Source organism: Bradyrhizobium sp. CCBAU 45394 (assembly GCF_028128655.1).
In the GTDB taxonomy this organism is placed as follows: domain Bacteria; phylum Pseudomonadota; class Alphaproteobacteria; order Rhizobiales; family Xanthobacteraceae; genus Bradyrhizobium; species Bradyrhizobium diazoefficiens.
In genome coordinates, this window is the sequence record NZ_LBIX01000174.1 from 281,031 (window position 1) to 302,271 (window position 21,241).

Here is a 21,241-nt window from a genome sequence, read left to right on the forward strand (position 1 = left end):
CGAGAAAATTCAAAAAGGAAAGTTGCATGAAGACCAGGTCGATTGCATCATTGCTGCTGACCACCGCGCTCACCTTCGCCGCAGCCGGCGTCGCGTCCGCGCAGGACAAGACCGTCAAGATCGGCGCGCTGTCCGATCAGTCAGGACTCTATGCCGATCTCGGCGGCCCCGGCTCGACGCTCGCAGCGCAGATGGCCGTTGAAGATTCCGGCCTTACCGCCAAGGGCTGGAAGATCGACATCGTCTCCGGCGATCACCAGAACAAGCCCGACATCGGCACCGCGATCGCGCGGCAGTGGTTCGACGTCGACAAGATCGATGTCATCGTGGACGTGCCGAATTCCGGTGTGGCGCTCGCCGTCAACAACGTCATCAAGGAAAAGAACGGCGTCTACATCAACTCTGGTGCGGCGACCTCCGACCTCACCAACGCGCAGTGCTCACCCAACACCGTGCACTGGACCTACGACACCTACATGCTGGCCCACACCACGGGCCAGGCGCTGGTGAAGGCGGGTGGCGACAGCTGGTTCTTCCTGACCGCGGACTACGCCTTCGGTGCGGCGCTCGAGCGCGATACTACGGCCGTTGTCACCGCCAATGGCGGCAAGGTGGTCGGCGGCGTGAAGCATCCGCTGAACACGCCGGACTTCTCGTCCTTCCTGCTCCAGGCGCAGGCCTCCAAGGCCAAGATCATCGGCCTTGCCAATGCCGGCGGCGACACCACCAACGCCATCAAGCAGGCGGCCGAGTTCGGCATCGTCAAGGGCGGCCAGAAGCTCGCCGCGCTCCTGCTGTTCCTCACCGACGTCAAGGCGATCGGTCTGGAGACCGCGCAGGGCCTCAACTTCACCGAGACGTTCTACTGGGACATGAACGACCAGACCCGGGCGTTCTCGAAGCGCTTCGCCTCGAAAATGAAGAACAACGCGCCGCCGACCATGGTGCAGGCCGGCGTCTATGCCGGCGTGCGCCACTATCTCAAGGCGCTGGACGCACTCGGCGGCAATCCTCACGACGGCGTCAAGGTCGTCGAGAAGATGAAGTCGATGCCGACGGAGGACGATCTGTTCGGCAAGGGCGAGATCCAGCCGAACGGCCGCACCATCCACAGCGCCTATCTGTTCGAGGTCAAGAAGCCCTCGGAGTCCAAGGGCCCGTGGGACTTCTACAAGCTGGTCGGCACGGTGCCGGGCGATCAGGCCTTCACGCCGCTGTCCGAGAGCAAGTGCGCGCTGTTGAAGAAGTAGGATAACGGCCCGCAGGCCTTTGAGGCCTGCGGGCGACTTTCAGGGGAACGCCGAAGGGACCGGGTGCGGGATCGATGCAGGCACTTTACGCTCAGCTACTGGTGGGACTGATCAACGGCTCGTTCTACGCGCTGCTCAGTCTCGGGCTTGCCGTGATCTTCGGCATGCTCAACATCATCAATTTCGCCCACGGCGCGCTCTACATGATGGGCGCCTTCGTCGCCTATTTCCTGCTGAACAATGATTATCTCAGTATCGGCTACTGGCCGGCATTGATCGTCGCTCCGATCGTCGTCGGCATCTTCGGCATGATCCTGGAACGGACCATGCTGCAATGGCTGACCGGGCTTGACCATCTCTACGGCCTGCTGCTGACCTTCGGCATTGCGCTGATCGTGCAGGGCGTGTTCCAGAACTATTTTGGATCGTCGGGCCTGCCTTATGCCATTCCTGACCAGCTCAAGGGCGGCATGAATCTCGGCTTCATGTTCCTTCCGGTCTATCGCGGCTGGGTCGTCGTGTTCTCGCTTATCGTGTGTCTGGCGACCTGGTACCTGATCGAGAAGACGCGGCTCGGCGCTTACCTCCGCGCCGCGACCGAAAACCCGACGCTGGTCCGCGCCTTCGGCATAAACGTGCCGCGCATGATCACGCTGACCTACGGTCTCGGCGTCGGCCTTGCCGCGCTCGCCGGCGTGCTCTCGGCGCCGATCAACCAGGTGCGGCCGCTGATGGGCGCCGACCTCATCATCGTCGTGTTTGCCGTGGTGGTGATCGGCGGCATGGGATCGATCATGGGCTCGATCATCACCGGTTTCGCTCTCGGCGTGATCGAGGGCCTGACCAAGTATTTCTACCCCGAGGCCTCCAACACCGTCGTGTTCGTGCTGATGGTGCTGGTGCTCTTGGTGAAGCCATCGGGATTGACGGGAAGGGCGGCCTGATATGACAGCCTTGACGGACGATACGCTGCGGGCGACCCCGCGCGCGATGCGTGACGAGATGATCGTGTTTGCGGTGATGGCGCTGCTGCTGGCGTCGGTGCCGTTCACGGGGGTCTATCCGTTCTTCGTGATGCAGGCGCTGTGCTTCGCGCTCCTCGCCTGCGCCTTCAACCTTCTGATCGGCTATGGCGGCCTGCTGTCGTTCGGCCACGCGATGTTCTTAGGCACAGCCGGCTATTGCAGCGCGCATGCGCTGAAGGTGTGGGCGTTGCCGCCGGAGCTCGGCATCCTCGTCGGCGTCGCCGGTGCTTTCGTGCTCTCGATCGTGACCGGCTACATCTCGATCCGCCGCCAGGGCATCTATTTCTCGATGATCACGCTGGCGCTGTCGCAGCTCCTGTACTTCATCTACCTCCAGGCGCCGTTCACCCATGGCGAAGACGGCATTCAGGGCATTCCGCAGGGGCACATGTTCGGCGTCCTCGATCTCTCCAAGCCGACGGTCCTGTACTACGTCGTGCTGGTCGGCTTCCTCGCCGGCTTCCTGTTGATCTTCCGCATCATCAACTCGCCGTTCGGCGAGGTGTTGAAGTCGATCCGCGAGAACGAGCAGCGCGCGATCTCGCTCGGCTACCGGACCGACCAGTACAAGTTCCTGGCCTTCGTCCTGTCGGGCACGCTGGCCGGCTTCGCCGGATCGCTGAAGGTGTTCGTGGCGCAAAATGCCTCGCTCACCGACGTACACTGGTCGATGTCGGGCGAAGTCGTGCTGATGACGCTGGTCGGGGGTCTCGGGACCATCTTCGGACCCGTGGTCGGCGCCTTCGTGATCATCGCCATGCAGCAATATCTGGCGAGCTTCGGCCAATGGGTGACGGTGATCCAGGGCTCGATCTTCGTGATCTGCGTGCTCACCTTCCGCCGCGGCGTCGTCGGTGAAATCGCGCATTACTTCCGGCGTTCGCTCTAAGTAATTGATTTAAGGTCAATTTACCCGCTTCGTGAAAGTGGTGGATGATCCGGCACCGCGGGCGTGAGGTGGCACGCGCGCGGACCGAAAATGGTCTATGACAGTTTCGTGACGGCCCTTCCGGGCCGGGCCATTTCCAACCGGTAGTCTATCCCCATGATGCGATGGTTTCGCGCTTTCCTGCCCAAGGAAGAACGGTTCTTCGACCTGTTCGACCGACATGCCCAGACCGTGATCCAGGGCTCGATCGCGCTCCAGGGCATGCTCAACGGGGGCGAGGAGACGCCGGTCTATTGCCAGCGCGTCAACCAGTTCGAGAACGATGCCGACAACATCACCCGTGAGGTGCTGACGGCGGTGCGCCGCACCTTCATCACGCCGTTCGACCGCGGCGACATCAAGAACCTCATCACCTCGATGGACGATGCCATCGACCAGATGCAGCAGACCGCCAAGGCCGTGATGCTGTTCGAGGTCCGCGCCTTCGAGCCGCCGATGCGCGAGATCGGCGGGCTTCTGATCGAATGCGCCAATCTGGTCGGCCGTGCGCTGCCCCTGATGCAGCAGATCGGCAAGAACGTGGCCATGCTGACCGCCATCACGGAAGAGCTGACCAAGCTCGAGGGCCGGGTCGACGATCTCCACGACATCGGGATGAAGGAGCTGTTCCTCAAGCACCGCGACGGCAACGCGATGGATTTCATCGTCGGTGTCGAGATCTACGACCATCTCGAAAAGGTCGCCGATCGCTTCGATGACGTCGCAAACGAGATCAACAGCATCGTCATCGAGCAAGTGTAGCGCATGATCCGGAAAAATGTGCAGCGGTTTTCCTTCGCGACAAACGCGGAACGCGTTTGCGCGGAGATCATGCGAAAACTTTAAGGCAGGGGCCTCGCCGTGGATGCTGCGTTGGGTCTTCCCGTCCTGGTCGGACTGATCGCCGTCGCGCTGCTGTTCGACTTCTTGAACGGCCTGCATGACGCTGCCAATTCGATCGCGACCATCGTCTCGACCCGCGTGCTGCGGCCGCAATTCGCGGTGTTCTGGGCCGCTTTCTTCAATTTCGTCGCCTTCATGGTGTTCGGGCTGCACGTCGCCCAGACCATAGGCACCGGCATTATCGATCCCTCAATCGTCGATGCCCACGTGATCTTCGCGGCGCTGGTCGGCGCCATCGTCTGGAACCTCGTGACCTGGGCGCTCGGCATCCCGTCTTCGTCGTCGCATGCGCTGATCGGCGGGTTGTTCGGTGCCGGCGTGGCCAAAGCCGGGATTTCGGCGGCGGTCTGGAGCGGATTGTCCAAGACGGTGATCGCCATCGTGCTGTCTCCGCTGGTCGGCTTCCTGCTGGCGATGCTGCTGGTTGCGATCGTCTCCTGGGCCTCGGTGCGATCGACGCCCTTCGCCGTGGATCGCGCCTTCCGCATCCTGCAATTCGCCTCCGCCTCGCTCTATTCGCTCGGCCATGGCGGCAATGACGCGCAGAAGACCATGGGCATCATCGCCGTGCTGCTCTATTCACAGGGCCATCTCGGCAGCGAATTCTCGGTGCCGTTCTGGGTCGTGCTGTCCTGCCAGGCCGCGATGGCGATGGGCACGCTGATGGGCGGCTGGCGCATCGTCCGCACCATGGGCCTGCGCATCACGAAACTGACGCCGATGCAGGGCTTTTGCGCCGAAACCGGCGGCGCCGCGACCCTGTTCATGGCGACCTTCCTCGGGGTTCCCGTCTCGACCACCCACACCATCACCGGCGCCATCGTCGGCGTCGGCGCCGCCCGCCGCCTCTCGGCGGTGCGCTGGAACGTCGCCAGCTCGATCGTCTATGCCTGGGTGATCACGATGCCGGCCTCGGCGATCGTCGCCGCGCTGACCTGGTGGGCGGTCAGGATTTTCGTCAAGTAACGAGCTTCAGCCCGATGATACCGGCAACGATCAGTCCGATGCTGGCCAGGCGAAGCGCGGTCGCCGGCTCGCCGAACAGGATGATCCCGAGCGTCGCCGTGCCGACCGCGCCGATGCCGGTCCACACCGCATAGGCGGTCCCGACGGGCAGCGATTTGAGCGCGAGCCCAAGCAGGATGACGCTGCCCGCCATCGCCGCGAGCGTGATGACGGAGGGAACAAGCCTGGTGAAACCCTCGGTGTATTTCAGGCCGATCGCCCAGGTGATCTCGAGAAGACCGGCGACGAACAGGATGCTCCAGGCCATGACGACCCTCCATTCAAGGCAGGGTCGTCCCCGCGGCTGATATGCTGGTGGATAGGAGGGCCGTCCCTCCCAAACGGCGATATGGGGCTGGCCGAAGGGCTCCGCAATTACCAAATCAGGCTTGATCCGGCCCATTTTCCCTGCCAAACGCTCCCGCCATGTCCGACATCGCCACCACCACAGCCGAATCGCCGGCCCGTTCCCCGCTTGCCGCTGAAGTGGCGCGGCGGCGCACCTTTGCGATCATCTCCCACCCCGACGCCGGCAAGACCACGCTGACCGAAAAGCTGCTGCTGTTCGGCGGCGCCATCAACCTCGCCGGTCAGGTCAAGGCCAAGGGCGAGCGGCGCAACACGCGCTCGGACTGGATGAAGATCGAGCGCGAGCGCGGTATCTCGGTCGTGACGTCCGTGATGACCTTCGAGTTCGAGGGCCTCGTGTTCAACCTGCTGGACACGCCGGGCCACGAGGATTTTTCGGAAGACACCTATCGCACGCTGACGGCCGTCGATTCCGCCGTCATGGTCATCGACGCCGCCAAGGGCATCGAGGCGCGCACCCGAAAACTGTTCGAGGTCTGTCGCCTGCGCGACATTCCGATCATCACCTTCATCAACAAGATGGACCGCGAGAGCCGCGACGTGTTCGAGCTGCTGGACGAGATCGAGAAGACGCTGGCGCTCGACACCACGCCGATGACCTGGCCGGTCGGCCGCGGCCGCGACTTCCTCGGCACCTATGACGTCGTCAATGGCGGCGTGCGCCTGCTCGAAGGCGGCGGCGCCAAGACCGGCGCGGCGCAGCAGATCGAGATCGAGGAGCTCGCCAAGCTCAACGCCAATCTCGACGTCTCCGCGGTGAAGGACGAGCTCGAGCTCGTCACCGAGGCTTCAAAACCGTTCGAGCTGGAGGCGTTTCGCGAGGGCCACCTGACGCCGGTCTATTTCGGCAGCGCGCTGCGCAATTTCGGCGTCGGCGACCTCCTGGAGGGCCTCGGCAAGTTCGCGCCCGAGCCGCGTGCGCAGGAGAGCGACCAGCGCAAGGTCGAGGCGACCGATCCGCGCATGAGCGCCTTCGTGTTCAAGATCCAGGCGAACATGGATCCGAACCACCGCGACCGCATCGCCTTTGCGCGCCTGTGCTCGGGCAAGCTCAGCCGCGGCATGAAGGCGAAACTGGTGCGCACCGGCAAGAGCATGCCGCTGTCGAGCCCGCAATTCTTCTTCGCGCAGGACCGTTCGGTGGCGGATGAGGCCTTTGCCGGCGACGTCGTCGGCATTCCCAACCACGGCACGCTGCGCATCGGTGATACCCTGACCGAGGGCGAGGATTTCAACTTCGTCGGCGTGCCGAGCTTTGCGCCGGAAATCGTCCGCCGCGTCCGTCTCACCGACGCGATGAAGGCGAAGAAGCTGAAGGAAGCGTTTCAGCAGATGTCGGAAGAGGGCGTCGTCCAGGTATTCCGCCCGCGCGACGGTGCACCGGCGCTGGTCGGCGTGGTCGGCGCGCTCCAGCTCGACGTGCTGAAGGCACGGCTGGAGGCGGAATATTCCCTTCCGGTCGAGTTCGAAGTCAGCGAGTTCCAGCTTGCGCGCTGGGTTTCTTCAGACGATCGCAAGAAGCTCGACACTTTCATCGCCGCCAACACCTCGAGTATCGCCGACGACGTCGATGGTGATCCCGTCTATCTGGCGAGGAACGAGTTCTATCTCGGCTACACCAGGGAACGCGCCGAGGGCATCGAGTTCACCAACGTCAAGGACGTCAAGAAGAAGGGATAACGCGCGCCAAGGCCGCCTAAACGCGAGCATGTGAACGCGCGCGCACTTGACGCTTTCGCGACCAATGCCACCTTTCGTCCACAGTGGCATTGTGAGCTCGCATACCATGTGGCGCGGCATTCTCCTTCTTATACTGCTGGCGATATCGACGGTGGCCGCCGACGCGCAGCGGCGCCAGATCAATCCCATCCCGTTTGCGCATGAACCGTGCAGCGTGCTCGACAACCGGCCCTGCACGCCGTCCTATTGCAGCCCGCTCGAGCCCGGGCCCTGCATTCCCGAGATCGACTATCCTTACGGCCAGAATCTCCAGCTCACGATCGTCAGCGTGCCGTCCGAATCCGACCGCGCCAAATACCGGAAGCCGGATCACGATCTCGATACGATCGGCGACCTCTTCGCCGAATTGCGCACTTGCTGGTCGCCGCCAGCGGACAACGCGCGGGCCGGCATGCAGATGTCGGTGCGCTTCAGCTTCAACAAGGCGGGCGGCCTGATCGGTCCGCCACGCCTCACATACGCCACCGCGGGCGTCCCGGCCGACACCCGCACGACCTATCTGAACGCCATCGATGCTTCGCTGAAGGCCTGCTTGCCGCTGAAATTCACCAGCGGTCTCGGCGGCGCCCTGGCAGGGCGGCCGATCGCGATCCGCTATGTCGACAATCGGCAGCTCGGCAAGTAGCGCATCGGTTGCGACCGACCGCCAATCGATGCTACGCCAGAGGCGGGCGCTGGTTGAGGGGAGGATGTCGTGGGTCTGCTGGTCATGATCCTGGGGCTGGTGCTGTTTTTCGCGGCCCATGTCTTCACAACGAAACGCGAGGCGCGCGCGCAGGCCATCGCGAGGCTGGGCGAGGGGACCTACAAGATCCTTTATGCGCTCGTCTCACTCGCGGGGCTCGCGCTGATCATCTGGGGCTTTGGTCATTACCGTGCGACCGGCTGGATCGACGTCTGGTATCCGCCGAAGGCGATGAAGCACATCACGCTCGCGCTGATGCTGCCCGCGGTCATCCTAGTTGTCGCGTCATACCTGCGCGGCCGCATCTACGCGACGCTGAAACATCCGATGCTGGCCGGCATCAAGCTGTGGGCGGCCGCGCATCTCCTCGCGAATGGCGATCTCGGTTCCATCATCCTGTTCGGCTCGTTCCTGGGCTGGGCGGTGTTTGACCGCATTTCGTTGAAGCATCGCACTGACGCTGGCGGCCCGCCGATTCCGGTAGGCGGCGTCTCCAACGATCTGATCGCGGTCGCGGTCGGCGTGGTTGCGTATCTTGCGCTGGCGTTTGCGTTCCATCCTGTCGTGATCGGAGTTCCCGTCGTAGGGGTCTGACAAATGTCCGTCCAATCCGCCATCAGGCGCAAGACCGCGCCCGACCTCCGCATCCGCAAGAATGGCGAGCCGATCGTGATGCTGACCTCCTATCACGCGCACACCGCCGCGCTGGTCGACAGGCACTGCGATGCGATCCTGGTTGGCGATTCCCTTGGCAATGTCATGCATGGCTTCGAGACCACGGTGCCCGTGACGCTTGAGATGATGATCCTGCAGGGCTGCGCGGTGATGCGCGGCTCCAGCCAGGCGCTCGTCGTCGTCGACATGCCGTTCGGCTCCTACGAAGGCTCGAAGGAGCAGGCCTTCCAGTCGGCGGTGCGGATCATGAAGGAGACGCTGTGCGGCGCGGTCAAGCTCGAGGGCGGCGCGCGGATGGCGGAGACGGTGGCGTTTCTCTCCGAGCGCGGCATTCCCGTGATGGGCCATATCGGGCTGACGCCACAGTCGATCAACGCGCTTGGCTCGTTCCGCGCGCAGGGCCGCGAGGAGGCGAACTGGGCTCCGATCGAGAACGACGCCAGGGCGATCGCAGAGGCGGGGGCCTTCTCGATCGTGATCGAGGCGGTCGCCGAGCCGCTGGCGCGCAAGATCACGCAATCGATCGCAGTTCCTACCATCGGCATTGGCGCGAGCGCAGCCTGCGACGGCCAGATTTTGGTGCTGGAAGATATGCTCGGCTTGTCGCCGCGGTCGCCGAAATTCGTGCGCCGCTATGGCAATCTCGGACCGGCGATCGAGGAAGCCATCGCGGGCTATGCGCGCGACGTGAAGAGCCGGGCCTTCCCGGGCCCGGAGCATGTCTACGACATGAAGAAGAGCTGAGGAGGGGCGCGCATGGACTGGTCGCAGCACGCACTTCCGTCGATGCGGCTTGAGCCGCGCTTCGGCGACCGCGTCGTGCCGGCCTTTGTGAAGCGGCCGGGCAGCGTTTGGGCGATGATTGCGGAAGCGGTTGCGCAGAACGCCGATGGCGAGGCCCTGATCTGCGGTCATGTCCGGCTGAGCTGGCGCCAGGTCGTCGACCGGGCCGCCCGGATCGCCGAGGGCTTTCGCAAGCTCGGCCTCAAGCGCGGTGATCGCGTGGCCATCCTGCTGGGCAACCGCATCGAATTTCCGCTGCTGCTGTTTGCCGCCGCGCATGAGGGGCTGGTCACGGTTCTGCTCAGCACGCGTCAGCAGAAGCCGGAGATTGCCTATGTGCTCACCGATTGCGGCGCCAAGATCCTGATCCACGAGGCAGGGCTCGCCGGGCGGCTGCCGGATGCGCGGGATGTGCCCGATGTGATCCACCGCGTTGCCGTCGACGACGACCCGCGTGAGTCGCGCTTCGCGGTGCTCGCAGACAACGCCGCGGCCGCCGCGCCCGTCGACGTGAGCGAAGAGGACACGGCGATGATCCTCTACACCTCGGGCACGACGGGCAAGCCAAAGGGCGCGATGCTGGCCCATTGCAACATCGTGCATTCCTCGATGGTGTTTGCGTCCTGCCTGCAATTGACGGAAGCGGACCGTTCGATCGCGGCCGTGCCGCTCGGTCACGTCACTGGTGTCGTCGCCAACATCACGACCATGATCCGCTGCGGCGGCGCGCTGATCATCATGCCGGAGTTCAAGGCCGCCGATTATCTCAAGCTCGCTGCGCGCGAGCGCGTCACCTACACGGTGATGGTTCCGGCGATGTACAATCTCTGCCTGCTCCAGCCCGATTTCGACAGCTACGATCTGTCGAGCTGGCGCATCGGCGGCTTTGGCGGCGCGCCGATGCCGGTCGCGACCATCGAGAGGCTCAAGGCGACGATTCCCGGCCTGAAGCTGATGAACTGCTACGGCGCGACCGAGACGACATCGCCCTCGACGATCATGCCGGGCGAACTGACGGCGAGCCATATCGACAGCGTGGGCCTGCCGTGTCCCGGCGCGCGCATCGTCGCGATGGGACCCGATGGGCGCGAGCTGCCCCATGGCGAGATCGGCGAGCTCTGGATTCAGAGCGCCTCCGTCATCAAGGGTTACTGGAACAACCCGAAAGCCACGACCGAGAGCTTCACCGGTGGGTTCTGGCACTCGGGCGATCTGGGGTCAGTCGATGCGGACGGTTTTGTCCGCGTCTTCGACCGCCAGAAGGACATGATCAATCGCGGCGGACTGAAGATCTATTCCGCGGAGGTCGAATCCGTGCTGGCGGGCCACCCCGCGGTGATCGAGAGCGCGATCATTGCCAGGGCCTGCCCGGTGCTCGGTGAGCGCGTCCATGCTGTCGTGGTGACCCGCACCCCGGTCGCCGGCGACGTCTTGCGGGCCTGGTGCGCCGAGCGGCTGTCCGACTACAAGGTCCCCGAAACCATGGCGATCACCACCGAGCCGCTGCCGCGCAACGCCAATGGCAAGGTGCTGAAGCGGCAGTTGCGGGAGCACTTGGGAACCTGAGCCGGGCAGGGGCTTCTTCCGGGCTCTCCCGGGTGGTTAACGCCTTGATCGGGCTCGCTTTGCCTTGCCACCGCCATATCGTTAGGCTACCTCGCCGCCACGCGGGGGACGGGATTCCTGACGCGAACGCTGTGGCGCGCGCACCCGGACGGGCATGGGATTAGCATAAGTGTCTGAATTATTTGACGAAGTCGACGAGGAAGTACGTCGCGAACAGCTCAAGAAGCTGTGGGAAAAATATTCGATCTACTTCATCGCCCTGATGGTGCTCATCGTGGCCGCCGTGGGCGGCTGGCGCGGCTACCAGTATCTGGAGGCCAAGAAGGCCGCCGAGGCCGGCGCCGCCTTCGAGAAGGCCGTCGAGCTGTCAGAGCAGGACAAGCATGCGGAGGCCGAGACGGCCTTCACTGAGCTCGCCGCCAAGGCTCCGTCGGGCTATCGCACCCTGGCGCGGCTGCGTGCTGCGGCCGAGGCCGCTGGCCGCGATCCCAAGGCCGCCGCCAAGATGTACGACGACATTGCCGCTGACCGCGGCGTCGGCGGCGAGTGGCAGGATCTGGCGAAGATCCGCGCCGCCGGCCTGCTGGTCGACAGCGCCAGCTACGCCGACATGCAGCAGCGGCTGGAGGCTTCCGCCACACCCAAATCGACCTTCCGCCACAGCGCCCGCGAGTTGCTGGCGCTGTCGGCCTGGCGCAACAACGACACGACCGCAGCCCGCAAATGGCTCGACGCGATCGCAGAGGACGGCGAAACGCCGCCGGGCCTGCGTTCGCGCGCCGAGGCGCTCCAGGCCCTGCTGCCGCCCGTCGCCAAAAGCTGACGGTCCCGAGAGCTGAGACGAGACACCGATATGCGCCGCACGCCACGCTTGATCGCAGCCGCCGTCCTGATCGCCTTCACGGGCGTGCTGGGCGGCTGCTCCAGCTTCGATCCGAGCGACATGCTCGATTTCCTCGACACCAAGAAGAAGCTGCCAGGCGACCGCAAGCCGGTCTTCCCGGAGGGCGTGCCGGGCCTCGAGCAGGGTGTGCCGAAGGACATGTACAAGGGCGCACAGCAGCAGCCCGATCCGAATGCGCCTGCCGTTGCGGCTTTGCCCACGGAGCCGCCGCCTGAGCCGGCCAAGCCGGCGAAGGGTGCGAAGGCGAAAAAGACGAGACAGCCGGCTGCCAGCGCGGCCGCGCCCGCCGATGCGCCTGCCGGCGAAGTCGATGGCGAGGCCCAGCCGGAGGCTGCGCCGCCCGCGGCCGCTCCGCAGCCCAAGCAGAAGATCGTGCGCAAGCGCACCACCGCGCCGCCGCCCGATCAGCCCGTCCAGCAGGCCCAACCGACCCAGACCACGCAGCAGCAGTCGCAGGGCGGCTTCCCGGCGCCGCTGCCGAGCGGCAGCTTCTCGCGCTAATAATTTCATTGCATTGACAGGCGCGGCCTTCGCAGCGCACGAATGACCGATGTCCTTCACGATTGCCATTATCGGCCGGCCCAATGTCGGCAAATCGACGCTGTTCAACCGCCTGGTTGGGCAAAAGCTCGCGCTCGTCGATGACCTGCCGGGCGTCACCCGCGACCGCCGCGAGGGTGAGGCCAGGCTCGGCGACCTCGAATTCACCATCATCGACACCGCCGGCCTCGACGAGGGGGCCAAGGGCTCGCTGACCGCGCGGATGCAGGAGCAGACCGAGGCCGCGATCGCGCAGGCCGACGCGCTGTTCTTCGTCGTCGATGCCCGCATCGGCCTGACGCCGACCGACCGCGCCTTCGCCGACTTCGCCCGCAGGGCCAACAAGCCGGTGCTGCTGGTCGCCAACAAGAGCGAAGGCAAGCATGGCGATGCCGGCGCGATGGAAGCCTTTGCGCTTGGTCTTGGCGATCCCATCCAGATCTCGGCCGAGCACGGCGAGGGGATGGGCGAGCTTTATGACGCCCTCGCCAAGCTGATGCCGGAGCCCGTCGAGGAGGATGAGGACGAGGACGACGCACCGCTCTCCGAGGAAGAGGCCGCGACGCGCCCGATCCGGGTCGCCATCGTCGGCCGGCCGAATGCCGGCAAGTCGACGCTGATCAACCATTTGCTCGGCGAAGAGCGCCTGCTGACGAGCCCGGAGGCCGGCACCACGCGCGATTCCATCGCGGTCGAGATCAACTGGCAGGGCCGGGATTTTCGCGTGTTCGACACCGCCGGCCTGCGGCGTCGCTCGCGCATCGAGGAGAAGCTCGAAAAGCTCTCGGTCGCCGACGCGCTGCGCGCGGTGCGCTTTGCCGAAGTCGTCGTGCTGATGATGGATACGCAGAACCGCTTCGAGGAGCAGGATCTGCGCATTGCCGATCTGGTCGAGCGCGAGGGCCGCGCGCTCGTGCTCGCCGCCAACAAATGGGACCTGATGGAGACCAAGGGCGGCGGCGCGATCTCGGGCCTGCGCCGCGACGCCGACCACTGGCTGCCGCAGGTCAAGGGCGTGCCGATTGTCGCGGTATCAGGCCTGATGGGCGAGGGCATCGATCGCCTGATGCAGGCGATCCAGGACGCCTACGCGGTCTGGAACAGACGCGTGTCGACGTCAGCGCTCAATCGCTGGTTCGAGCAGGCGGTCCAGGCCAATCCACCGCCGGCCGTATCCGGCCGCAGGCTGAAGCTGAACTACATCACGCAGACCAAGGCGCGGCCGCCGAGCTTCGTGCTGTTCTGCTCGCGTGCCGACGCGGTGCCGCAGTCGTACTTGCGCTACCTGACCAATTCCATGCGCGAGGCTTTCGATCTGCCGGGCACGCCCGTGCGCATCACCTTGCGCGAGAAGGCCAACCCCTTCGCCCATAAGCGCAAGCGGCCGTCGTGAGCAACGATGCCGGCGAGGCGATGGCGCGGGGCGCTGCGCCGGTCCGGCGCGGCGCGGTCGCCTTCATCTTCGTCACCATCCTGCTCGACATGCTCGCGCTCGGCGTGATCATGCCGATCCTGCCAAAGCTCATCGAGAGCTTCGTCGACAACGACACCGCACACGCGGCCCGCATCTTCGGCCTGTTCGGCACCGCCTGGGCGTTGATGCAGTTCGTGTTCTCGCCGGTGCTGGGCGCGCTGTCGGATCGTTTCGGGCGGCGGCCGGTGGTGCTGCTGTCGAATTTCGGGCTCGCCGCCGACTACGTGCTGATGGCGCTGGCGCCGTCGCTGGTGTGGCTTTTCATTGGGCGCGTGATCTCCGGCATCACCTCGGCCAGCATCTCGACGGCGTTTGCCTATATTGCCGACATTACGCCGCCGGAGCGGCGCGCGGCGATCTTCGGCAGGATTGGCGCGGCCTTCGGCGCCGGCTTCATCCTGGGCCCGGCGCTCGGCGGCTTGCTCGGCGACATCGATCCGCGCCTGCCGTTCTGGGCGTCGGCGGCTTTGAGCTTCGCCAATGCGCTCTATGGGCTCCTGGTCCTGCCGGAATCTTTGGCGCCCGACAAGCGCGCGCCGTTCCGCTGGACCAGCGCCAATCCGGTCGGGGCGCTGCGTCTGCTGCGTTCCAACGCGATGCTGGCTGCGCTGTCGGTCGTCAACTTCATCGCGCAGGTCGCGCATGTCGTGCTGCCGTCGACCTTCGTGCTCTATGCGACCTATCGCTACGGGTGGGATTCCAAGACGGTCGGGCTGACGCTCGCGATGGTCGGCATCTGCGCCATGGTGGTGCAGGGGCTCGCCATCGGCCCGATCGTGCGCGCGCTCGGCGAGCGGAACACACTGTTGCTGGGCCTGTGCTGTGGTGCGATCGGGTTCGTGATCTTTGGCGCAGCGCCGACCGGACCGCTGTTCTGGATCGGCATTCCAGTGATGTCGCTGTGGGGCATCTCGGGTGCCGCGATGCAATCGCTGATGACGCGGCTGGTCGCACCCGATCAACAGGGTCAGCTGCAGGGCGCAACCGCGAGCGTGCAGAGCGTGTCGCAGCTCGTCGGGCCGTTCCTGTTCACGCTGACGTTTTCATACTTCATCGGCACCAGCGCGCCCTGGCAATTGCCCGGCGCGCCATTCCTCCTCGCGGGCGCGCTGATGGTGGTATGCGTGGCCATCGCGATGCGGACGCTGGCGACAGTCGCATCCGCCCGGCAGACTGGTGGCCGCGAATAGGACGGTTGCGACTGTCGCCAATTCGCAACAGAGATTCCGATTCGTCGGATTCTCGCCAGACGTGCGTACATGGAGCCTTTCGGCGGCGATACTTAGCATATTCAATAAATCTGTTGATTCGTTCTTTTTGCAATTGAAGGCCGGGGCCGCCGACGCCTCGGAAGCAAGCCATTCAAATGACGCGCCTGCCGATTCGGATATGGTGTTTCCCTCGGCAGCGCTTGCTGATTTGGCGAGCTGCCGCTGCAATTGCGATCACGGTTACCGTCACGCTGGCTCTGATGGGCGGGGCGTATGCGGCCTGTTCGCCGGCGGCCGACAATAGCCCCAATCCTCCGCCAGGCACGACCATTACATGCTCGGGCGTGACGACCGATCAGAACGGGACCAACGGTTACGGGACGGGCAACCAGACCGGCATTGTCATCAATGTCGATAGCGGTGCCTCTGTCACCGGAAGCGTGAATAGCGGAATCAATATCGGCAACGCTACGGTCAGCAATTCGGGAAGCATCACAGGCGCAACGAACGGTGTCTTCTCTCAAAATGACGTCACCGTCACCAACAACACCGGCGCCACCATCACCGGCACTGTCCTATCCGGCATCGGCTCGAACAACGGCAGTGTGACTGTCGTCAACTCCGGCACGATCACGGGCAACGCAAACGTTGGCGTATTCGCCTTCGTCAACGCCACGGTTACCAACAATGCGGGCGCCACCATCGCCGGCGATCTCGGCGTCAATTCCGGCTATTCCGCTGTCGGGAATGTCACCAATGCCGGCAATATCATCGGCACCTCTTACGGTTTCATTGCCTACGGCACGGGGGTCGTCTCCAACGCTGCGGGCGGTCTGATTTCCGGCGGGATAAGCGGTGTCCAGGCCAACCAATTGTTGAATGTCACCAATGCCGGCACGATTACCGGTACGACCAGCTATGGCCTGGAGGTGACCGGCAATATGGACGTCACCAACGCCGCCGCCGGGACGATTACCGGCGCAACGGCTGCCATCCGCGCCAACAGCGGATCGATGTCGGTAACGAATTTCGGCACCATCTCGAGCCCCACCGGCTTTGCCGCCTCTGCGAATGCCAATCTGACAATAACGAACGGTGTCACTGGAAGCATTACCGGCGGCATGGTTGCCAATTTGGGCTTTGCTCACGTTACCAATCACGGGACCATTTCCGGTCTCAACAATATCGCCATCTTTGCCTTCACCGACGTCAATGTAACCAACGGCGTTGGCGGACAGATCACGAGCCTGATCAACAACGGAATCTATGCCAGCAATGGCGTCGCAACCGTCGTCAATTCCGGAACCATAAGTGCCGGCGGCTTTGGCTACGCCATTCGCGCCGAGACGAGTGCGGTGGTGACCAACAATGCCGGCGCGCAGATCAGTGGCGGCGACACCGGCGTCCGCGCCAGCCTCGGGTCCGTCTCAGTCATCAACTACGGCTCCATTTCCGGCCTCACGGGCAACGGCATCTATGCGGGCACGGGTGGGTCGGACGTGTTCAATGCGGGGACCATCACTGGAGGAACGGCCGCGATCCAGTTCGCCGGTAGCGGCAACGTTCTCACGCTCGCGCCGGGATCGGTCATATCGGGCAACGTGCTCGGTGGGGGCAATGATACGTTCCAACTCGGGGGCAGCGGTGCGGCGACCTTCGATGTCAGCACGTTGGGTGCGGCGGCCCAGTATCGGGGGTTCACGACCTTCAACAAGGTCGACGCTTCAGTCTGGACGCTGACTGGCACCGGCTCCTTCTCCGGTGATGTCAATGTCGGCGGCGGGGCGCTGATCGTGAACGGCAACATCGCATCGGCCAGCAATCTCGTTGTCAATGCCGGCGGCACGTTGGGCGGCAACGGCATCGTCGGCAATGCCGTCATCAACGGCGGCATTCTGTCTCCAGGCAACTCGGTCGGCACCATCAACGTTCAGGGCAGCCTCGTCTTCACGGCCGCCTCGACCTACCTCGTGCAGGTGTCATCGGCGGCTTCCGACCTCACCAATGTGACGGGGGCGGCGACGTTGGCCGGGACGGTTCGGGTTGCGCTCGCCAGCGGCACCCTGCGGTTCAATTCGCCCTATACCATCCTGACCGCGGGGGCGCTGAACGGTTCGCGCTTTGATTCGGTGGCGACGCCGACGGGAATTTCCGGTTCGCTGACCTATTCGGGCGGCACGGTGCAGCTTGTTCTGGCCTCGGGCCTTGGGGAGATTGCCGGCCTCAACATCAACCAGCGGGCCGTCGCCACCGCGCTCGACAGGGCGTTCAATTCCTTCGGCAACGTTCCTTCGGCGTTTGGCGGCATCTTCGCCGGCAATGTCCCGGCGAACCTGACACAGGCCTCGGGCGAGCTGGCGACAGGTTCGCAGCAGACAACATTCGACGCGATGAACCTCTTCGTCAATTTGCTGGCCGATCCGCTTACCGCGGGCCGCGACGGGACCGCACCGACGCCCGTTTCATTTGGGAAAGAGGGAGCAGCCGATAGCTATGCCGGCGGTCGCCGCCGGCCCGGTGCCGAGCGTGACGCCTACGCCATGATCGCCAAGACGCCGGGCGCGATCGATTTCGGCCAGCGCTGGAGCGTATGGGGCGCGGGCTATGGGGGCTCGCAGACCACCGACGGCAATGCCGTACAGGGATCGAACACGTCCACCAGCCGCATCGCTGGCACGGCCGTCGGCGCCGATTATCGGATCTCTCCATTCACCCAGGTCGGGTTCGCCTTGGCCGGCGGCGGTACCAACTTCGTCGTCGCCAACGGTCTCGGTTCGGGACGCTCCGACCTGTTCCAGGCCGGTGCATTCGTTCGTCATACGGCCGGCGCCGCGTATGTCTCCGGCGCCCTGGCCTATGGCTGGCAGGATATCACGACGAACCGGACGGTCACGATTGCGGGCAGTGACCAGTTGCGTGCGCAGTTCAACGCCAATGCGTGGGCGGGGCGTATCGAGGGCGGCTATCGCCTCATCACCCCATGGGCCGGCATCGGCCTCACGCCCTATGCCGCCGCGCAATTCGCGACCTTCGAGCTGCCGGGCTATGCCGAACGGCCCATCGTCGGTGCCAACACCTTTGCGCTGGCCTATGCGGCCAAGACCGCTACCTCGCCGCGCTCCGAATTGGGATTCCGCACTGACCGATCGTTGGCATTGCCGGGAGCGATCCTCACCCTGCGCAGCCGCTTCGGCTGGGCACATGACTACAATATCGATCGCGGCATCGCCGCCACTTTCCAGGCGTTGCCGGGCGCATCCTTCGTCGTCGGCGGTGCATCGCCTGCGCGAGACGCGGCGCTCACCTCGGCAACCGCCGAGGCGAAATGGCTGAACGGTTTCTCGCTCGCCGGGACCTTTGAGGGTGAGTTCTCGAACGTCACCACAAGCTACTCCGGAAAGGGCGTGGTGCGCTATGCCTGGTAGGAAGCGCTCGTCCGCGTTGTAGAGACGCGACGTAGAGAAACGGCGCGAGCGGCGCCTTGCCCGCCGGTACCCTCGTCCTTTGTGCAGGCACCGAACGTAAATGCCCGGGACGAAGACGCGCTTCGCGCTCTCGCCCGGGCATGTCGTCGTGGAGCCTGTGCGCGTCCGCTACGCGGTCACTTCTTGACCAGCGGGCACTCGCTGGCTTCGAGCGGCTTGGCGGCGTCTTCCGGCGCGATGGTGGCCACCAGCTTGTAGTAATCCCATGGCCCCTTCGACTCTTCCGGCTTCTTCACCTCGAAGAGATAGGCCGGGATGAGGCGGCGGCCGTCGGCGCGCAGCGGGCCCTTGCCGAACAGCGGATCGTCGGTCGGCAGCTCCTTCATCTTGGCGACGACCTTGGCGCCGTCATGCGGATTGCCGCCGAGCGCGTCCATTGCCTTCAGGTAGTGCAGGATTTCCGCATAGAGGCCCGCTACCGTCATCGAGGGCATCGAGCCCTTGGGTGACACTTTCTGGAAGCGCTTCGACCATTCGCGGGTCTGATCGTTGAGGTCCCAGTAGAAGGACTCGGTGAAGGTCAGCCCCTGTGCCGTTTTCAGGCCCAGCGAATGCACGTCGTTGATGAACAGCAGCAGCGCGGCGAGCTTCTGGCCGCCGGCCACGATGCCGAACTCAGCCGCCTGCTTGATCGCGTTGGTGGTGTCGCCGCCGGCGTTGGCAAGGCCGATGACCTTGGCCTTCGACGACTGCGCCTGCAGCAGGAAGGAGGAGAAGTCGGAGGAGTTGAGCGGATGCTTGACGCCGCCGAGCACCTTGCCGCCGGTGGCCGTGACCACGGCGCTGGTGTCACGCTCCAGCGCGTGGCCGAAGGCGTAGTCCGCGGTCAGGAAGAACCAGCTGTCGCCGCCGGCTTTGGTCAGGGCCTTGCCGGTGCCGTTGGCGAGCATGTAGGTGTCGTAGGTGAAGGAGACGGTGTTGGGCGTGCAGGCCTTGCCGGTGAGGTCGGCCGTGGCGGCGCCCGAATTGAGCAGCACCGAATTCTTATCCTTGACGAGGTTGCTCACCGCGAGTGCAACGCCGGAGCTCGGCGTGTCGGCGATGGCGTCGACCTTGTCGGCATCGATCCATTGCCGGGCGATGTTGACGCCGATGTCGGGCTTGTTCTGGTGATCACCCGAGAGGACATCGATGGTCCAGCCCTTGGCCTTCAGGCCGGAATCTTCGACCGCCATTTTCACCGCGGCGACCGAGTTCGGGCCGCCGATGTCGGCATAGAGGCTCGACATGTCGTTCAAGACGCCGATCTTGACGGTCTTGTCTTGCGCGAAGGCGGATGTGGAAAAACCGAAGGCGGCACAGGCCAGAAGGGCCGCGGAGCGGCGCGCGAATGTCGTCATAATAGATTCCCTCCATTGTCAAACATGCGGACGGCTCTCTTGCGGAGCCTTGGTCCGGCTGATGGCTCTACCGTGTCCCACGGCCGGCGGCAATGCGCCTAAAGCCGGATGACGCTGCGTCGTTACGTCATCCGTCGGTTAACTTTTGGGCAAAATGCGTTGAGGCGCTATTTGAGCGCGTCCGACGTCAGCTTGAATTTCTGGATGCGCTTTCCGGTATCGACCTCGGCGGTATAGACGTTACCCTTGGCGTCGATCGCCATGGCGTGCACCCAGTGGAATTGACCGGCATTGCGGCCGTTGCGCCCGAAGCTGCCGACCACGCTGCCGTCGTCGCGCCTGATCACCCTGATCTCGTTGTTCTCGCCGTCGGCGCTGAGCAGCCAGGTCTGCTTTGGATCGGGCCAGATCGCGATGTCCCACACCGCGCCGTTGCCGAGCGTGTTCTTCTCGAAGAAGAACTCCTTCACGAAGGTGCCGTCCTTCCTGAATACCTGGATGCGGTTGTTGATGCGGTCGCAGACATAGACGAGCCCGTCATTGGCGAGCTTCACGCAATGGACGGGATTTCCGAATTGCTGCGCAACCGGCGCCTTGGGGTCGTAGGGACCTTGCTTGTCGTCGTTGGGCTTGTTGCCGTAGGCGCCCCAGTGCCGCTTGTAGGCGAGCGTCGTCGCGTCGAAGACGATGACGCGGCGGTTGCCATAGCCGTCGGCGACGTAGATCTCGTTCGCCGCCTTGTCGATCGCGGTCTCCGCGGGCTTGCCGAGTTGCGTCGTGTCGTTGCTGCCGAGGCTCGGCGCGATCTTGCCGATCTGGGCGACGAACTTGCCGTCGAGCGTGAACTTCAAAATGGCGTTGTCATTGTCGGCGTTGCCGCCGACCCAGACGAAGCCGCGCTCGTCGACCTCGATGCCGTGCTCGCGGCCGACCCATTCGTAGCCTTCGCCCAAGCCGCCCCAGGACCGCAGCAGGTTGCCGTCGGTGTCGAATTCGAGCACGGGCGGCGCCGAGACGCAGCATTTCGAGCGCGGCGGATTGAGGCTTGCGCCTTTCTCGTCATCGGTGAGCGAGCGCGGGCGATGGATCACCCAGATATGGCCCTGCCAGTCGACCGTGATGCCGCCGACCTGGCCGAGGATCCAGTTGTTCGGCAGCGGCTTTGGCCAGGCGGGATCGACGGCGAAGGTCGGGACATCGCCGGCGGTCGCAACGCCCGGAAGCGCAAATGTGAGTGCCGCGATCAGGATGGAGAAGGCGTGAGAGACGCGTGCGAGCGCACGGTCAACGCGTCCGCGATCATGCGATGGTGCCATCGCAACCTCCCTTTTTTTGGCCTGCGGCTTGCTGCCGCTTGA

The 21,241-nt window shown here is 64.4% G+C and carries 18 protein-coding genes; 15 read left to right on the forward strand and 3 right to left on the reverse strand.

Translation table 11 applies throughout. From position 1 onward, the window contains the following. Positions 1 to 26: 26 nt before the first annotated feature. The 5 genes from WN73_RS34630 (at position 27) to WN73_RS34650 (ending at position 5,072) form a co-directional block, all read left to right on the forward strand. Positions 27 to 1,250, forward strand: a complete 1,224-nt coding sequence (locus WN73_RS34630; RefSeq protein ID WP_011086815.1) for an ABC transporter substrate-binding protein — start codon at positions 27 to 29, stop codon at positions 1,248 to 1,250. A gap of 74 nt (positions 1,251 to 1,324) precedes the next feature. After that, a complete protein-coding gene (locus WN73_RS34635; RefSeq protein ID WP_011086816.1) occupies positions 1,325 to 2,194 on the forward strand; it encodes a branched-chain amino acid ABC transporter permease in 870 nt (289 codons plus the stop codon). A gap of 1 nt (position 2,195) precedes the next feature. Then, entirely contained in the window at positions 2,196 to 3,164 is a 969-nt protein-coding gene (locus tag WN73_RS34640; RefSeq protein ID WP_011086817.1) for a branched-chain amino acid ABC transporter permease, read from the forward strand. A 156-nt stretch (positions 3,165 to 3,320) separates the two neighbouring features. Next, entirely contained in the window at positions 3,321 to 3,965 is a 645-nt protein-coding gene (locus WN73_RS34645) for a DUF47 domain-containing protein (RefSeq protein ID WP_011086818.1), read from the forward strand. Between the two features lie 99 nt (positions 3,966 to 4,064). Beyond that, positions 4,065 to 5,072, forward strand: coding sequence for an inorganic phosphate transporter (locus WN73_RS34650; RefSeq protein ID WP_011086819.1), 1,008 nt, complete (start codon positions 4,065 to 4,067; stop codon positions 5,070 to 5,072). On the opposite strand, the gene sugE is transcribed toward WN73_RS34650, so the two are convergent. Beyond that, positions 5,065 to 5,379 carry a quaternary ammonium compound efflux SMR transporter SugE gene (gene sugE, locus WN73_RS34655; RefSeq protein ID WP_028171053.1) on the reverse strand — a complete coding sequence of 105 codons (315 nt, stop codon included), beginning with the start codon at positions 5,377 to 5,379 and terminating at the stop codon, positions 5,065 to 5,067. The genes WN73_RS34650 and sugE overlap by 8 nt on opposite strands. A gap of 158 nt (positions 5,380 to 5,537) precedes the next feature. On the opposite strand from sugE, the gene WN73_RS34660 reads away from it, so the two are divergent. From WN73_RS34660 to WN73_RS34705, 10 genes are all read left to right on the forward strand, one after another. Further along, positions 5,538 to 7,160 carry a peptide chain release factor 3 gene (locus WN73_RS34660; RefSeq protein ID WP_271556744.1) on the forward strand — a complete coding sequence of 541 codons (1,623 nt, stop codon included), beginning with the start codon at positions 5,538 to 5,540 and terminating at the stop codon, positions 7,158 to 7,160. 106 nt (positions 7,161 to 7,266) lie between these two features. Further along, entirely contained in the window at positions 7,267 to 7,845 is a 579-nt protein-coding gene (locus WN73_RS34665) for a hypothetical protein (RefSeq protein WP_028171054.1), read from the forward strand. A gap of 69 nt (positions 7,846 to 7,914) precedes the next feature. Further along, on the forward strand, positions 7,915 to 8,499 hold the full coding sequence (locus tag WN73_RS34670) for an NnrU family protein (protein ID WP_011086823.1): 585 nt from the start codon (positions 7,915 to 7,917) through the stop codon (positions 8,497 to 8,499). Between the two features lie 3 nt (positions 8,500 to 8,502). Continuing rightward, the gene (gene panB, locus WN73_RS34675; RefSeq protein ID WP_271556748.1) at positions 8,503 to 9,324 is read left to right on the forward strand and encodes a 3-methyl-2-oxobutanoate hydroxymethyltransferase; all 822 of its coding nucleotides are present in this window, start codon (positions 8,503 to 8,505) and stop codon (positions 9,322 to 9,324) included. A gap of 12 nt (positions 9,325 to 9,336) precedes the next feature. Then, positions 9,337 to 10,929, forward strand: a complete 1,593-nt coding sequence (locus tag WN73_RS34680) for a class I adenylate-forming enzyme family protein (protein WP_271556750.1) — start codon at positions 9,337 to 9,339, stop codon at positions 10,927 to 10,929. Positions 10,930 to 11,098: 169 nt separating this feature from the next. Continuing rightward, on the forward strand, positions 11,099 to 11,752 hold the full coding sequence (locus WN73_RS34685) for a tetratricopeptide repeat protein (RefSeq protein ID WP_271556751.1): 654 nt from the start codon (positions 11,099 to 11,101) through the stop codon (positions 11,750 to 11,752). 30 nt (positions 11,753 to 11,782) lie between these two features. Further along, positions 11,783 to 12,334, forward strand: a complete 552-nt coding sequence (locus WN73_RS34690; RefSeq protein ID WP_028171058.1) for a hypothetical protein — start codon at positions 11,783 to 11,785, stop codon at positions 12,332 to 12,334. A 49-nt stretch (positions 12,335 to 12,383) separates the two neighbouring features. Beyond that, positions 12,384 to 13,766, forward strand: a complete 1,383-nt coding sequence (gene der, locus WN73_RS34695) for a ribosome biogenesis GTPase Der (protein WP_271556754.1) — start codon at positions 12,384 to 12,386, stop codon at positions 13,764 to 13,766. Next, on the forward strand, positions 13,763 to 15,037 hold the full coding sequence (locus WN73_RS34700; RefSeq protein WP_271556756.1) for a TCR/Tet family MFS transporter: 1,275 nt from the start codon (positions 13,763 to 13,765) through the stop codon (positions 15,035 to 15,037). The genes der and WN73_RS34700 overlap by 4 nt, the downstream gene beginning before the upstream one ends. Positions 15,038 to 15,402: 365 nt before the next feature. Continuing rightward, complete coding sequence (locus tag WN73_RS34705; RefSeq protein WP_271556758.1) at positions 15,403 to 18,483, forward strand: autotransporter outer membrane beta-barrel domain-containing protein; 3,081 nt, start codon at positions 15,403 to 15,405, stop codon at positions 18,481 to 18,483. Positions 18,484 to 18,659: 176 nt separating this feature from the next. On the opposite strand, the gene WN73_RS34710 is transcribed toward WN73_RS34705, so the two are convergent. Beyond that, complete coding sequence (locus tag WN73_RS34710) at positions 18,660 to 19,886, reverse strand: ABC transporter substrate-binding protein (RefSeq protein WP_028171062.1); 1,227 nt, start codon at positions 19,884 to 19,886, stop codon at positions 18,660 to 18,662. Between the two features lie 164 nt (positions 19,887 to 20,050). After that, on the reverse strand, positions 20,051 to 21,199 hold the full coding sequence (locus WN73_RS34715; protein WP_011086834.1) for a hypothetical protein: 1,149 nt from the start codon (positions 21,197 to 21,199) through the stop codon (positions 20,051 to 20,053). Between the last annotated feature and the right edge of the window lie 42 nt (positions 21,200 to 21,241).

Excerpts from the sequence above, each read along its gene's own strand:
- WN73_RS34630 (WP_011086815.1), top strand. The coding sequence starts at position 27 with ATGAAGACCAGGTCGATTGCATCATTGCTGCTGACCACCGCGCTCACC.
- WN73_RS34715 (WP_011086834.1), bottom strand. The coding sequence starts at position 21,199 with ATGGCACCATCGCATGATCGCGGACGCGTTGACCGTGCGCTCGCACGC.
- WN73_RS34665 (WP_028171054.1), top strand. The coding sequence starts at position 7,267 with ATGTGGCGCGGCATTCTCCTTCTTATACTGCTGGCGATATCGACGGTG.
- WN73_RS34645 (WP_011086818.1), top strand. The coding sequence starts at position 3,321 with ATGATGCGATGGTTTCGCGCTTTCCTGCCCAAGGAAGAACGGTTCTTC.
- WN73_RS34640 (WP_011086817.1), top strand. The coding sequence starts at position 2,196 with ATGACAGCCTTGACGGACGATACGCTGCGGGCGACCCCGCGCGCGATG.
- sugE (WP_028171053.1), bottom strand. The coding sequence starts at position 5,379 with ATGGCCTGGAGCATCCTGTTCGTCGCCGGTCTTCTCGAGATCACCTGG.
- panB (WP_271556748.1), top strand. The coding sequence starts at position 8,503 with ATGTCCGTCCAATCCGCCATCAGGCGCAAGACCGCGCCCGACCTCCGC.
- WN73_RS34680 (WP_271556750.1), top strand. The coding sequence starts at position 9,337 with ATGGACTGGTCGCAGCACGCACTTCCGTCGATGCGGCTTGAGCCGCGC.
- WN73_RS34660 (WP_271556744.1), top strand. The coding sequence starts at position 5,538 with ATGTCCGACATCGCCACCACCACAGCCGAATCGCCGGCCCGTTCCCCG.
- WN73_RS34690 (WP_028171058.1), top strand. The coding sequence starts at position 11,783 with ATGCGCCGCACGCCACGCTTGATCGCAGCCGCCGTCCTGATCGCCTTC.
- WN73_RS34635 (WP_011086816.1), top strand. The coding sequence starts at position 1,325 with ATGCAGGCACTTTACGCTCAGCTACTGGTGGGACTGATCAACGGCTCG.
- der (WP_271556754.1), top strand. The coding sequence starts at position 12,384 with ATGTCCTTCACGATTGCCATTATCGGCCGGCCCAATGTCGGCAAATCG.